This window comes from Afipia sp. DC4300-2b1 (assembly GCF_049895725.1).
In the GTDB taxonomy this organism is placed as follows: domain Bacteria; phylum Pseudomonadota; class Alphaproteobacteria; order Rhizobiales; family Xanthobacteraceae; genus Afipia; species Afipia broomeae.
In genome coordinates, this window is record NZ_JAFCSX010000004.1 from 271,832 (window position 1) to 284,038 (window position 12,207).

A 12,207-nucleotide genomic window follows, 5' to 3' on the forward strand; every position below is an offset into this window, starting at 1 on the left:
GGATGGACATGATGCACCCGAACGATCCCAAGCTGCGCTCCTTCATCGCTGTCGATCCGTCATCGGATTTTCCGATACAGAACCTGCCGTATGGCGTGTTCTTCACGCCGGAGCAGCCGGACCTTCGGGTGGGTGTGGCGATCGGCCATTTCGTTCTCGACCTGGCGGTGTTGGAAGCCGCGGGCTTGCTGCGCATTGATGGCGCAGCGAATGTTTTCGCCAAGCCATCGCTCAATGCCTTCATGGCGCTCGGCCCGAAGGTCTGGCGCAGGACCCGCGCGCGGATCAGCGAACTGCTGCGGCATGACAATCCGGAACTGCGCGACAATGCGGATCTGTGCAAGCGTGCGCTGGTTCCGCAGAATTTCGCGGACATGCACATGCCGATTGCCGTCCAGGGTTTCACCGATTTCTATTCGTCGAAGGAACACGCCACCAATGTGGGCATTATGTTCCGCGGCAAGGACAACGCCCTGATGCCGAACTGGCTGTCGATTCCGATCGGCTACAACGGCCGGGCCTCGACCGTGGTGGTCAGCGGCACGCCGATCCGCCGTCCGCGCGGACAGCTCAAGCCGCCGACGGCGGACGCGCCGACCTTCGGCCCATGCAAGCGGCTCGACTTCGAACTCGAAATGGGTGTCGTGATCGGGCAGGCGTCCCCCATGGGCGAGATGCTGACCGAGCAGGAGGCCGAGGAGATGATCTTCGGCTTTACGCTGCTGAACGACTGGAGCGCGCGCGACATACAGGCATGGGAATATGTGCCGCTCGGTCCGTTTCAGGCCAAGGCGTTCGGCACCTCGATCAGCCCATGGATTGTGACGCGCGAGGCGCTGGAGCCGTTCCGTGTCAAGGGTCCGGCGCAGGACCCGGCGCCGCTCCCGTATCTGCAGCAGAAGGGCGCGCAGAATTACGACGTTCAGCTTGCCGTCGATCTCAAGACCGAGACGATGAAGGAGGCGGCGGGTATCTGCCGCACCAATTTCAAATACATGTACTGGTCCTCGGTGCAGCAGCTTGTGCATCATGCGTCATCCGGCTGCGCGATGAATGTCGGCGACCTGCTAGGCTCCGGCACGATCAGCGGCCCTGAGAAAAGCGAACGGGGCAGCATGCTGGAGCTGAGCTGGGGCGGCACCGAGCCGCTCGATCTTGGCAACAGCGTGCAGCGCTCGTTCCTTGAGGATGGCGACTCGCTCACGATGCGCGGCTGGTGTCAGGGCGACGGTTATCGCATCGGTTTTGGCGAGGTCGAGGGGACGATTTTGCCGTCGGTTTGAAATCTCGTCATTGCGAGCGAAGCGAAGCAATCCATTCTTCAGAAGATATGGATTGCTGCGTCGCAGCGCTCCTCGCAATACCCGCAGCGGCCTTTCTTCACCTCTCCCATGGGGAGAGGTCGACGCGCCATCAGCGCGTTTACGCGCGCCTGCGACGCCCTATGGCGCGGCGGGTGAGGGGTACGCTCTCTCGATGGATTCTACGCCCTCACCCCAACCCTCTCCCCACGGGAGAGGGGGCCGATCGCAGATGTGGAACGTCCTGCCTTTTAACCCAGTTTCTTCAGCGGCAATTTTCTGGTCGTCTTGAGCCGGTCGAGCACGATGGACGAGCGCACATGCGCGACGCTCTCGTGCGGCATCAGGACGTTGTTGACGATGTCGGACAGGCTCTTGAGATCGCTCAGCACCACCTTCAGCAGATAATCCGCATCGCCGGTCAGCGAATAGGCTTCCTGAATTTCATCCACCCGCCGCATCAGGTCGCGAAACCGCTTGGCGTTGTTCGGGGAGTGCGTCGCCAGCGTGATCTGGATGAAGGCCAGCACGTTGAAGCCGAGCGCCTCGCTGGCAAGGTCGGCGTGATAACCGGCGATCACTTTCTCGTCTTCCAGCCGCGTGCGGCGGCGCGAGCATTGCGACGCCGACAGGCCCGCGAGGTCGGCGAGTTGCTGATTGGTTAGGCGGCCGTCGTCCTGGAGCGCGGCGAGGATTTTGAGGTCGAAACCGTCCAGCGAAGTCATGCGCAAAAACCTTCCAAGATGCACGATATGTGCATGATATTGGCATATAGCGCCCTATTTTGCACGCCTGTTGCATCAAAAGCGGCGCACGATGCACTCCTGACAGAAGAATCAAGGGAGAACGCCATGGGTCCGTTTCCGCACGATGCACCGGCCGCCGTCATTTCCGAGCAGAACCCGATGGGCACCGACGGTTTCGAGTTCGTCGAGTATGCCCATCCCGAGCCGGAAAAGCTGCACGCGTTGTTCCGCCTGATGGGGTTCACGGCGGTCGCGCGTCACAAGACCAAGGCGATCACAGTCTATCGCCAGGGCGACGTGAACTATCTCGTCAACGAGCAGCCCGGCACTCATGGATACGATTTCGTTGCGGCGCATGGCCCGTGCGCGCCGTCGATGGCGTTCCGAGTGGTCGATGCGAAGCGCGCCTATGAGCGTGCGCTGTCGCTTGGTGCGGAGCCCGCTGATGAGACGTCATCCCGCAAGGCGCTGGACGTGCCCGCGATCAAGGGCATCGGCGGCAGTCTGTTGTACTTTGTCGATCGCTATGGCGCGAAGGGGTCGGCTTACGACACCGAGTTCGACTGGCTCGGGCTGAAGGACATTCATCCCGATGGCGCAGGGCTGTTCTACATCGACCACCTGACCCACAACGTGCATCGCGGCCGCATGGACGTCTGGACCGGCTTCTATGAAAAGCTGTTTAATTTCCGGCAGATTCGCTTCTTCGACATCGAGGGCAGGGCCTCCGGTCTCTTTTCGCGCGCGCTGACCAGTCCCGACGGCAAGATCCGGATTCCGATCAACGAGGATGCGGGCGATTCCGGACAGATCGAGGAATATCTCAACATTTATCGCGGCGAAGGCATCCAGCACATCGCCTGCGGTGTGAAGGACATCTATCACACCATCGAAAAGCTGCGCGCGGATGGCCTGCCGTTCATGCCGCCGCCGCCGGATACCTATTTCGAGAAGATCGACACGCGCCTGCCGAAGCATGGCGAGGACGTTGCGCGCCTTCAGAAGAACGGCATCCTGATCGACGGCGAGGGCGTGGTCGATGGCGGCCACACCAAGGTGCTGCTGCAAATCTTCTCGGCCAACGCGATCGGCCCGATCTTCTTCGAGTTTATCCAGCGCAAGGGCGACGACGGTTTCGGCGAAGGCAACTTCAAGGCGCTGTTCGAGTCGATTGAAGAAGACCAGATCCGGCGCGGCGTGCTGTCGGTGGACAAGAAGAGCGCGGCTTAAACATTTCCGGCGTCATTGCGAGCGAAGCGAAGCAATCCATTGAAGAGTGGATTGCTTCGTCGCTTTCGCTCCTCGCAATGACAAGAGGTCTCGTCTACGACCGCTTCAGGTTGAGCAAGTTGCCGGTGAGGATCAGCGCCGCACCGATAACGGTCGCGGCGTCCAGCCGCTCGGAATAGAGCAGCCAGCCGAGCGTCGCCGAAAGCGGCACGCGCAGAAAGTCCATCGGTACGACGACCGTGGCGTCGGCATAACGCATCGCCTGCGCGAAGCAGTAGTGCGAATACGTTCCGCAGAACGCGATCACGAGGATCCACGGCCAGATGTGAGCCGATGGCCAGTGCCAGGTGTAGACCGCCGGGACCAGCCCGATGGCCGACTGGATCACCAGCATCCAGAAGATAATCACGAGAACCGTATCGGTGCGGGTAAGGGACTTCACCATGACGATGGCAGCGCCGAAACCCATCGCGGCCAGCACCATGATCAACTGACCCGGACTGATCTGCGCGACGCCGGGCTGCACGATGACGATCACGCCGATCAGCCCCAGCACGATCGCCAGCACTTTCCAGACGTTCAGGCGCTCGCCGATGAAACTCACAGCGAGCAGCGCGGTCCAGATCGGCATGGTGAATTCGATGGCGACCACCTGCGCCAGCGGGATCAGCGTCAGTGCCAGAAACCAGCCATACTGCGCGGCGTAGTGGACGATGTTGCGGACGATATGCGTAAGCGGCCGCAAGGTTTTCATGCGCGAGAAGCCGCCGTTGGCGTGGATCAGCGGATAGAGCATCAGAAGGCCGATGACCGACCGCATTTCCATGATCTGGAACACGTCGAGTTCACGGGTGGCTTCGCGTCCGGCGACCAGCAGCACCAGCATCAAGGTCAGCCAGCCGGCCATCCAGCCAGCGGCCTTCGCGTTGGAGGGCTGCATCGCAATGACCGATTGCGTCACTTGCGCCCCCATGCTGCACCGCAAATCATTGTTGCTGCTCCCCACTTGATCGACGGTCTGCTTACGCAATCTGTTTTCAGCCTGCAATATCGCGAAACTCGCAGCAGGCCCGTCAAGTTTGCATTGTGAATCGGGTGCCGAACCTGCGAGCATCGGAGCGAGCGGGGCGCCAGTTCCTGCCGTAAAACAAGCAAAACGAGAGGACACGCCTTGATCGATCCCGCCTCCTTGCCGTTCGATACCGAGACCATGCTGACGGGCCTGCGCCCGTGGATTGAATGCGAGAGCCCGACCTGGGATGCTGAAGCGGTCAACCGCATGCTTGAACTTGCGGCGCGCGACATGGCGATCGGCGGCGCCACGATCGAGTACATTGCCGGACGACAGGGCTTTGGCGGCTGCATCCGTGCGCGATTTCCGCATCCCAAACAGGGGCAGCCCGGCATCCTGATCGCCGGACACATGGACACGGTTCACCCGATCGGGACGCTAACAAAGCTGCCGTGGCGGCGCGAGGGAAGCAAATGCTACGGCCCGGGCATTCTCGACATGAAGGGCGGCAACTACGCCGCGCTGGAGGCGATCAGGCAACTCGCGAAAGCCTCGGTCGCGACGCCATTGCCGGTGACGGTGCTGTTCACGCCGGATGAGGAAGTCGGAACGCCGTCCACGCGCGACATCATCGAAGCGGAAGCCGCGCGCAACAAGTACGTGCTGGTGCCGGAGCCGGCGTTCAAGAATGCCGGCGTCATCACCGGCCGCTACGCGATTGCCCGCTTCAATCTGGAGGCGGCAGGCAAGCCGAGCCACGCGGGCGCGACGCTCGCCGCCGGGCGATCCGCGATCCGTGAGATGGCGCGGCAGATCCTCGCCATCGACGGCATGACCGGCGACGACTGCACCTTCAGTGTCGGCGTCGTGCATGGCGGGCAGTGGGTGAATTGCGTGGCCTCATCCTGCCGAGGCGAAGCGCTGAGCATGGCCAAGCGCCAGGCCGATCTCGACCGTGGTGTTGAGCGGATGCTGGCGCTGAACGGCACGGCGAACGACGTCACATTCAGGGTCACGCGCGGCGTGACGCGGCCGGTCTGGGAACCGAGTGCCGGCACCATGGCGCTGTATGAACAGGCACGTGCGGTCGGTGCGAAAATCGGCCTCGATCTGATCCAGGGCAGTTCGGGCGGAGGTTCAGATGGAAACTTCACCGGGGCGATGGGTCTGCCGACCCTTGACGGTCTCGGATTGCGCGGTGGCGATTACCACACGCTGAACGAGCATATCGAAGTCGATAGCCTGGTTGAGCGCGGAAGGTTGATGGCCGGTCTCTTGGCCAGCCTGCAATGATTTGCCAAGATGAGGCCGCGCGATCGGGCCTTGTCATAGTCACCATACGAAACGGGATAACGCCGCATGCCCAATATTGAGCTGATCGAAAGCTATACTGACGAACTCATTGCCATCCGCCGCGACCTTCATGCCCATCCCGAAATTGGTTTCGAGGAACATCGCACATCCGGCATCGTCGCGGAAAAGCTCGCCGGCTGGGGCATCGAGGTGCATCGCGGCCTCGGCGGCACCGGTGTCGTCGGTCTGCTGAAAGGCAAGGGCAACGGCAAGAAGCGGATCGGCCTGCGCGCGGACATGGACGCGCTGCCGATGGAAGAGAAGACCAACCTGAGCTGGCGCTCGACGATTCCCGATCGCTTCCATGGCTGCGGCCATGACGGCCACACCACCATTCTGCTCGGCACCGCGCGCTATCTCGCCGAGACGCGCAATTTCGACGGCACGGTGGCTTTCATCTTTCAGCCCGCTGAGGAAGGGCTCGGCGGCGCGCGCGCGATGATCAAGGACGGCCTGTTCGAGAAATTTCCGCTCGATGAGGTCTATGGGCTGCACAACGCGCCGCAGCTTGATCCGGGTCAGGTCGCGATCTTTCCGGGGCCGAGCATGGCCTGCGCGGATTTCTTCGACATCACCATCACCGGCTACGGCAGCCACGGTGCGATGCCGGAAATGTCACGCGATCCCGTGGTGATTGCGATGACGCTGGGGCAGGCGCTGCAGACCATCGTCAGCCGCAATGTCGATCCGCTCAAATCCGCGGTGCTGTCGATTACGCAGATTCATTCCGGGTCGGCGTATAACGTCATCCCGGGCGAGGCGACGCTGGCCGGCACCGTGCGCACGTTTTCCGAAAAGGTGCGCGAACAGATCCGCAACCGGATGCGCACCATTGCGGCCGGCATGGCTACGGCGTTTCAGGTCGAGATCAAGGTCGAGATCCGCGACATTTTCTCGGTGCTGATCAACCACGAAGAGCAGGCGCATTTCGTCGCCGACGTGGCGCGGGACGTTGTCGGCAACAACAACGTGCTGACGACGCCGACGCCGAAAATGGGCAGCGAGGATTTCGCCGACATGCTGCTCAAGGTGCCGGGCGCCTATTTCTGGCTCGGCCACGAGGGATCGGTGCCGCTGCACAATCCGGGCTTTATTCTGGACGACGGCATCCTGCCTGTCGGCGCGAGCCTGTTCTCGCGCATCATCGAGCAGCGGATGCCGCTGGTGGCGTGAGCAGCTACCGGGCGAACAACTGCCGCGCCAGTGTCGTCAGCCGACCCGTGGGGGAAGCCAGTTCATCCATCATGGTGAAATGATTCGCTTTCGGGATTTCTTCGTAGATCACCGGCAATCCATAAGCCGCGCGGTGCGCGGCGTAGTCGGCGGACTGCTTGCGCAGCAACGGCAGTTCGCCGCTGCCCGCGACGATGACGAGCGGCTTGTTCACGCCGCCGGGATTGCGCATCGGCGAATTGCGCTGGATCGTTGCGTCGTCGAGATTGAGCTTGGCGTTCAGATAGCTGTGACTGATCGGTTCGAGATCGTAGATGCCGCTGATCAGAAGCCCGGCCTTGATGTGCGGATGACCGAGCGACATCGATGACAGATGTCCGCCGGCGGACCAGCCCGAAACGATCATCCTGTCCGGATCACCGCCCAGCGCAGGAAGCTCGGTCACCAGATAGTCGATTCCGGTTCGGACTTCGTCGACGATCTGGCCGAGTGTGGCATCGGGCGCGAGCGTATAGCCGATCAGCGCGACATTGATGCCGTGGGCCATCGGACCCGCAGCGCAGAAAGTGAAATTCTCCTTCGCCCGCGTCTGCCAGTAGCCGCCGTGAATGAAGACCAGCGTCGGGCCGTCATCCCCGGCTTTCAGGAAATCGATTCGGTTGCGCTCGCGCGGCCCGTAGCGAAGGTCGAGCGACTGCGGATGCCTGGCGCGCATCTCGGCGGAGAGGCGATCCCACTCCGCGACGATGGAGGGCGTCTCGGGCACATGGAGCGTGTTGTTGAAGCCGAGATCGAGCTGCTCCTGTGTCAGCTTGCGCCAATCCGGTGCATCGACAGGCGCGCTCATGAGATCGTCTCCGGTTTCATTCAGGCGATGATCGCAATTGGATCGCGGTCACGCAACCCGTCATTGCCGCAGCGCAGGGACGACGAGAAACGGAATCATGCCGAGGATCACGCTGATGAGGGCAAACAGCAGCAGCGCGTCGTAACTTCCGGTCATGTCGTGGATCAGGCCGCCTGCCCACGAGCCGAACGCGGAGCCGAGCCCGCTGCCGATGGTGATCGTCCCGTAAATCGTGCCGACCCGTTCACCGCGAAAGATTTTCATCGCGGTTGCGGTGATCAGCGGACCGCGCGAGCCGATCATGCTGCCGAATGTCACGACGAACGCGGTGAGCAGCCAGACATTGGGATATGATTTCAGCAGCCAGAGCAGGCCAATGCCGATGATCGACATCGCGTAGCTGAACAGCACCGAGCGGCGGCGGCCGATCACGCCGTCGAGCCAGGTGACGCCGAGCATGCCGAACAGCAGCACCACGCCACTGAATCCCCACGCGGTGGCGGCCTGCAGCGGCGGAAAGCCGGCATCGACCAGATAGGCGACGATCTGTGCCGAGAGCGCGAACATGCCGACCGCGGTGAAGAAGAATGTCGAGAACAGCGCCCAGAAGGCATGATGACGCATGGCGCTGACCAGCGTCCAGCCTTCGTCGATCAGGCCGGTTGCCGCGCTCCGGGCGAGGGTCGCCGATCCCGACGCGAACAGCTTCCAAGGCAGCAGCACCAGCGGCAGCAGCAGGATCAGCGCTGTGCCGCCGAAGATCTGATACGCGCCGCGCCAGCCGACGCGGTCGATCAGAACCTGAGACAACGGCAGCAGGATGAGCACGCCGGCCCCGGCGGCGGAATAAACCACCGACATCGCGGCCGGCAGTTTCGGGCCGAACCATCGCCCCAGCATGATCGAGTTAGGAACATTGCCGATGCAGGCGATGCCGAATCCGGCGCAGAGGCCGAGGGTGAGCTGAAATTGCCAGAGCTGCTGCGCGAAGGCCGCGGCGAGGAAGGCTCCGCCCAGCAGCGCGAGCCCCAGCGTGTAGACCATGCGGGGGCCGGAGTGATCGAACAGGCGGCCGATCAGCGGAGCGGCGAGGCCGCCCGCCAGCGCGGCCAGCGAATAGATCGAGATCACCTCCGCGCGGTCCCATCCAAAGCTCTGCGAGATCGGCAGCAGGAAGACGGTGAAGCTCTCACCGAGCCCGCGCCCGAGCACCGACAGGGCGAAACACAGCGCCAGCACATTGAGTGCGATGTGCACCGGCTTCATGCCGGTTTTCACAGGCTTCATCGGGCAGGCCCGGAGAGCGGATTGCTGTTCATGTCTCTATGAACCGCAATTCGGCGATCGGGAGCAGGTGCAGTTTCCGAATACGCCTATGCAATCGCGCCCGGCGGTCAGAGATGCTTCATTCCGAACTGGTCCAGCAGCGGCAGGAGTTCGCTGCGCGCGCGCCGCCGGTGGTTCTGGGCTTCGCTGCACGACAGCATCGCATCGCCGCTCTTGAGCGCGGCGATAAGCGCCTGATGCTCCTTGAGCGATTTTGTCGGCTTGGCCCGCAGGCGCAGCGTCATCATCCGGGCGCGGTGCGACTGGTCCATGATGGTGTTGGCGAGGCGGGCGAGGCGGGTATTGCCGCTGCCGTCGATCAGGGCGCGATGAAAGCGATCGTCCGCACGGGCCCAGGCGTCGAGTTCATCGCGCTGCAAGGCGGCTTTCATCTCGGCGTTGATGCTCTCCAGAGCCGTCACGATCGGGCGGCGGTCTTTCGGGCTCATGCCGGCGATCAGTTCGGCGGCCATGCCCTCAAGGGCGATAATCACGTCATAGACCTCGCGCATGTCGTCCGGCGACAGCGCCAGAACGGTGACACCGCGCTTGGGCAGAACCCGCACCAGGCCTTCTTCCTGAAGCCGGATCAGGGCCTCATGGACCGGGGTACGGCTCATGCCGAGCCGGAGCGCGATTTCCTGCTCCGAGCCCTGGTAGCCGGGTGCGAAGGCGTTGTCGCGAATGGCGTTCTTCAGCGCCTGATAGGCGTCGGCGACGAGCGAGGGCGCCTTGGCAAGCGGCTCTGCGGCGGGCGTTTTGAGGCGACTCATGTTCGTTCCTGACTGCGGGTTCCTTATAGCGGCAAGCCGGCGGCCGGCGCGAGATGCCTTGACATCCATACCATCTTCCATGGAAGGTAGCCACAGCGCGCTGCCGAGAGACAGCGGCTGGTGGTCCAGCCAGCCGTCCAGCCAAGGCCGCTCGCGCCTTACGGTTCAACCAACAAGCGGATTCAGCGTGAAAACCTATCGAATTGCAGCCATCCCCGGCGACGGCATCGGCTCCGAAGTGATCTCCGCCGGCGTGGAAGCGCTGAATGCCTGCGCCAAACGCGATGGCGGTTTCACCTTCGCATTCGATCATTTCGACTGGGGGTCGGAGCGCTTTAAGAAGACCGGCGCGTTCATGCCGGACAACGGACTGGACCTGATCAGGAAGCACGATGCGATCCTGTTCGGCTCCGCCGGCGCGCCTGATGTGCCGGATCACATCACGCTGTGGGGGCTGCGGCTCGCAATCTGTCAGCCGTTCGATCAATACGCCAATGTCCGTCCGACGCGCATCCTGCCGGGCATCGTCAGCCCTCTGCGCAATGTGTCCGGTCCGGAACTCGACTGGGTGATCGTGCGCGAGAATTCCGAGGGCGAATATGCCGGCGTCGGCGGCCGCGTGCATCGCGGGCTGCCGGAGGAGGTTGCCACCGACGTTTCGATGTTCACGCGCGCGGGCGTTGCCCGCATCATGCGCTTTGCCTTCGCGCTGGCGCGTTCGCGGCCCCGGAAATTCCTGACGGTGGTCACGAAGTCCAACGCGCAGCGCCACGCCATGGTGATGTGGGACGAGATCGCCGCAGAGGTCGCGCGCGAATTCCCGGATGTGACATGGGACAAGATGCTGGTCGACGCCATGACCATGCGGATGACACTCAAGCCGGAAACGCTGGACACCATTGTCGCCACCAACCTGCACGCCGACATTCTGTCGGATCTCGCCGCGGCGCTGGCGGGCTCGCTCGGCATCGCGCCGACGGCCAATCTCAATCCCGAGCGCACGTTCCCGTCGATGTTCGAGCCGATTCACGGCTCGGCTTTTGACATCATCGGCAAGGGGATCGCGAACCCGGTCGGCACGTTCTGGTCCAGCGTGATGATGCTGGAGCATCTCGGTGAACCGTCGGCCGCGGCGCGGCTGATGCGGGCGATTGAGAAGGTGACAGCCGACAAATCGCTGCACACGCCGGATCTCGGCGGAAAGGCAAGAACCGCCGATGTCACCAAGGCGGTGTGCGATGCATTGGCCGGCGACAATCAGGCTAACTAGACAAGACTCAAACCTTGGCCGGAGAGCCGGGGACCAACACCAAAAATAAAAACAGAAGACAAGGAAACAAAGTCAGGGAGAGGCCGCCATGCGGAAGCTGTTTGTTGGGGTTGCAGGCCCGGTTGCCGCGATCCTGCTATCGATATCGGCGATGGGATCGGCCGCAGCACAAAGCTTTCCGTCGCGTCCGATCACCCTCATCGTTCCGGCCGCTGCGGGCGGGCCGACCGACGCGGTCTCCCGCCTTGTCGCGGAGTCGATGGGACGAACGCTGGGTCAGCAGATCGTGGTGGAGAATGTCGGCGGGGCCGGTGGCACCATCGGCATGACCCGCGTCGCGAAATCCCCCGCCGATGGCTACATGGTGACGGTCTGGCATATCGCGCAGGCCACCGCGCCGTCCCTCTACGACAACCTCCGCTATAACGTGATCGACGATTTCGACTCCATCGGCCGCATCGCGGACGTGCCGATGACGATCGTCGGCAAGAGCGGCCTTGAGCCGAAGACCGCCAAGGACCTGATCGACTGGATCAAGCAGAAGAAGGCCGCCGTGACCTATGCCCATGCCGGGATCGGTTCGGCATCGCATCTGTGCGCGATCATGTTCATGAGCGCGATCGACACCCAGATGACGGCCTTGTCCTATCGCGGAACGGGGCCCGCGATGTCGGATCTGCTCGGCGGCCAGTTCGACATGATGTGCGACCAGACCACGACCACCACCGCGCAGATCAAGGACGCCAAGATCAAGGGCTATGCTGCAACGACAAAAGAGCGGCTGAAAATTCTTCCCGATCTTCAGACGCTCGACGAAGCCGGGCTGAAGAATTTCGAGGTCGCCGCATGGCATGCGATGTGGGCGCCGAAGGGATTACCGGCTGACGTCCAGAAAAGGCTGAGCGATGCTTTGCAGACCGCGCTGAAAGATCCGAAGGTCATCGAGCGTCTGGCGGCACTCGGCATCGAGCCGGTGAAGCCGGAGCAGGCGACGCCGGAGGCGCTGTCCGCCCACCTTAAGGCCGAAGTGGCGAAATGGTCGCCGGTCATCCAGGCGTCGGGTGCGAAAGCGAACTAGCTGATATCATTGCGTGGGTCATACCGGCGCGGCAGAACCGGCGATTGTCGGATCATTGCCCAGCCGCTAAAGGCTGTTGGATTATCCCATCATCAATC

Annotated in this window: 11 protein-coding genes; 6 read left to right on the plus strand and 5 right to left on the minus strand. The window is 62.7% G+C overall.

Annotation, left to right across the window (positions count from 1 at the left end; translation table 11 throughout):
* Nucleotides 1-8: 8 nt before the first annotated feature.
* Nucleotides 9-1,283 carry a fumarylacetoacetase gene (gene fahA / locus ACP7AL_RS17825; RefSeq protein ID WP_425993589.1) on the plus strand — a complete coding sequence of 425 codons (1,275 nt, stop codon included), beginning with the start codon at nucleotides 9-11 and terminating at the stop codon, nucleotides 1,281-1,283.
* A 269-nt stretch (nucleotides 1,284-1,552) separates the two neighbouring features.
* On the opposite strand, the gene ACP7AL_RS17830 is transcribed toward fahA, so the two are convergent.
* Entirely contained in the window at nucleotides 1,553-2,026 is a 474-nt protein-coding gene (locus ACP7AL_RS17830; RefSeq protein ID WP_006019607.1) for an Lrp/AsnC family transcriptional regulator, read from the minus strand.
* Nucleotides 2,027-2,152: 126 nt separating this feature from the next.
* On the opposite strand from ACP7AL_RS17830, the gene hppD reads away from it, so the two are divergent.
* On the plus strand, nucleotides 2,153-3,277 hold the full coding sequence (gene hppD / locus ACP7AL_RS17835) for a 4-hydroxyphenylpyruvate dioxygenase (protein WP_425993316.1): 1,125 nt from the start codon (nucleotides 2,153-2,155) through the stop codon (nucleotides 3,275-3,277).
* Between the two features lie 94 nt (nucleotides 3,278-3,371).
* On the opposite strand, the gene ACP7AL_RS17840 is transcribed toward hppD, so the two are convergent.
* Nucleotides 3,372-4,250 (minus strand): DMT family transporter, encoded by an 879-nt coding sequence (locus ACP7AL_RS17840; RefSeq protein WP_425993590.1) that lies wholly within the window; start codon nucleotides 4,248-4,250, stop codon nucleotides 3,372-3,374.
* A 201-nt stretch (nucleotides 4,251-4,451) separates the two neighbouring features.
* On the opposite strand from ACP7AL_RS17840, the gene ACP7AL_RS17845 reads away from it, so the two are divergent.
* Nucleotides 4,452-5,582, plus strand: coding sequence for a M20/M25/M40 family metallo-hydrolase (locus tag ACP7AL_RS17845; protein WP_425993591.1), 1,131 nt, complete (start codon nucleotides 4,452-4,454; stop codon nucleotides 5,580-5,582).
* A gap of 66 nt (nucleotides 5,583-5,648) precedes the next feature.
* Nucleotides 5,649-6,815, plus strand: coding sequence for a M20 aminoacylase family protein (locus tag ACP7AL_RS17850; protein ID WP_425993317.1), 1,167 nt, complete (start codon nucleotides 5,649-5,651; stop codon nucleotides 6,813-6,815).
* A gap of 4 nt (nucleotides 6,816-6,819) precedes the next feature.
* Here ACP7AL_RS17850 and ACP7AL_RS17855 read toward each other — a convergent pair whose 3' ends face one another.
* The 3 genes from ACP7AL_RS17855 to ACP7AL_RS17865 all read right to left on the minus strand — a co-directional run bounded on the left by ACP7AL_RS17855 (nucleotide 6,820) and on the right by ACP7AL_RS17865 (nucleotide 9,761).
* Nucleotides 6,820-7,662: an alpha/beta hydrolase gene (locus ACP7AL_RS17855; RefSeq protein ID WP_425993318.1), complete on the minus strand. Its 843-nt coding sequence runs from the start codon at nucleotides 7,660-7,662 to the stop codon at nucleotides 6,820-6,822.
* A gap of 60 nt (nucleotides 7,663-7,722) precedes the next feature.
* On the minus strand, nucleotides 7,723-8,949 hold the full coding sequence (locus tag ACP7AL_RS17860; protein WP_024920696.1) for an MFS transporter: 1,227 nt from the start codon (nucleotides 8,947-8,949) through the stop codon (nucleotides 7,723-7,725).
* 107 nt (nucleotides 8,950-9,056) lie between these two features.
* Nucleotides 9,057-9,761 (minus strand): GntR family transcriptional regulator, encoded by a 705-nt coding sequence (locus tag ACP7AL_RS17865; RefSeq protein WP_425993319.1) that lies wholly within the window; start codon nucleotides 9,759-9,761, stop codon nucleotides 9,057-9,059.
* A 187-nt stretch (nucleotides 9,762-9,948) separates the two neighbouring features.
* Here ACP7AL_RS17865 and ACP7AL_RS17870 point away from each other — a divergent pair, with 187 nt between their 5' ends.
* Both ACP7AL_RS17870 and ACP7AL_RS17875 read left to right on the plus strand, forming a co-directional pair.
* Nucleotides 9,949-11,031 carry a tartrate dehydrogenase gene (locus ACP7AL_RS17870; protein WP_425993320.1) on the plus strand — a complete coding sequence of 361 codons (1,083 nt, stop codon included), beginning with the start codon at nucleotides 9,949-9,951 and terminating at the stop codon, nucleotides 11,029-11,031.
* A gap of 88 nt (nucleotides 11,032-11,119) precedes the next feature.
* The gene (locus tag ACP7AL_RS17875) at nucleotides 11,120-12,109 is read left to right on the plus strand and encodes a tripartite tricarboxylate transporter substrate-binding protein (protein WP_425993321.1); all 990 of its coding nucleotides are present in this window, start codon (nucleotides 11,120-11,122) and stop codon (nucleotides 12,107-12,109) included.
* Nucleotides 12,110-12,207: the final 98 nt, after the last annotated feature.

Bases quoted from the DNA above. Each gene is read 5' to 3' on its own strand.
- ACP7AL_RS17865 (WP_425993319.1), bottom strand. From the start codon at position 9,761: ATGAGTCGCCTCAAAACGCCCGCCGCAGAGCCGCTTGCCAAGGCGCCC.
- ACP7AL_RS17855 (WP_425993318.1), bottom strand. From the start codon at position 7,662: ATGAGCGCGCCTGTCGATGCACCGGATTGGCGCAAGCTGACACAGGAG.
- fahA (WP_425993589.1), top strand. From the start codon at position 9: ATGATGCACCCGAACGATCCCAAGCTGCGCTCCTTCATCGCTGTCGAT.
- ACP7AL_RS17840 (WP_425993590.1), bottom strand. From the start codon at position 4,250: ATGGGGGCGCAAGTGACGCAATCGGTCATTGCGATGCAGCCCTCCAAC.
- ACP7AL_RS17830 (WP_006019607.1), bottom strand. From the start codon at position 2,026: ATGACTTCGCTGGACGGTTTCGACCTCAAAATCCTCGCCGCGCTCCAG.
- ACP7AL_RS17860 (WP_024920696.1), bottom strand. From the start codon at position 8,949: ATGAAGCCTGTGAAAACCGGCATGAAGCCGGTGCACATCGCACTCAAT.
- hppD (WP_425993316.1), top strand. From the start codon at position 2,153: ATGGGTCCGTTTCCGCACGATGCACCGGCCGCCGTCATTTCCGAGCAG.
- ACP7AL_RS17875 (WP_425993321.1), top strand. From the start codon at position 11,120: ATGCGGAAGCTGTTTGTTGGGGTTGCAGGCCCGGTTGCCGCGATCCTG.
- ACP7AL_RS17850 (WP_425993317.1), top strand. From the start codon at position 5,649: ATGCCCAATATTGAGCTGATCGAAAGCTATACTGACGAACTCATTGCC.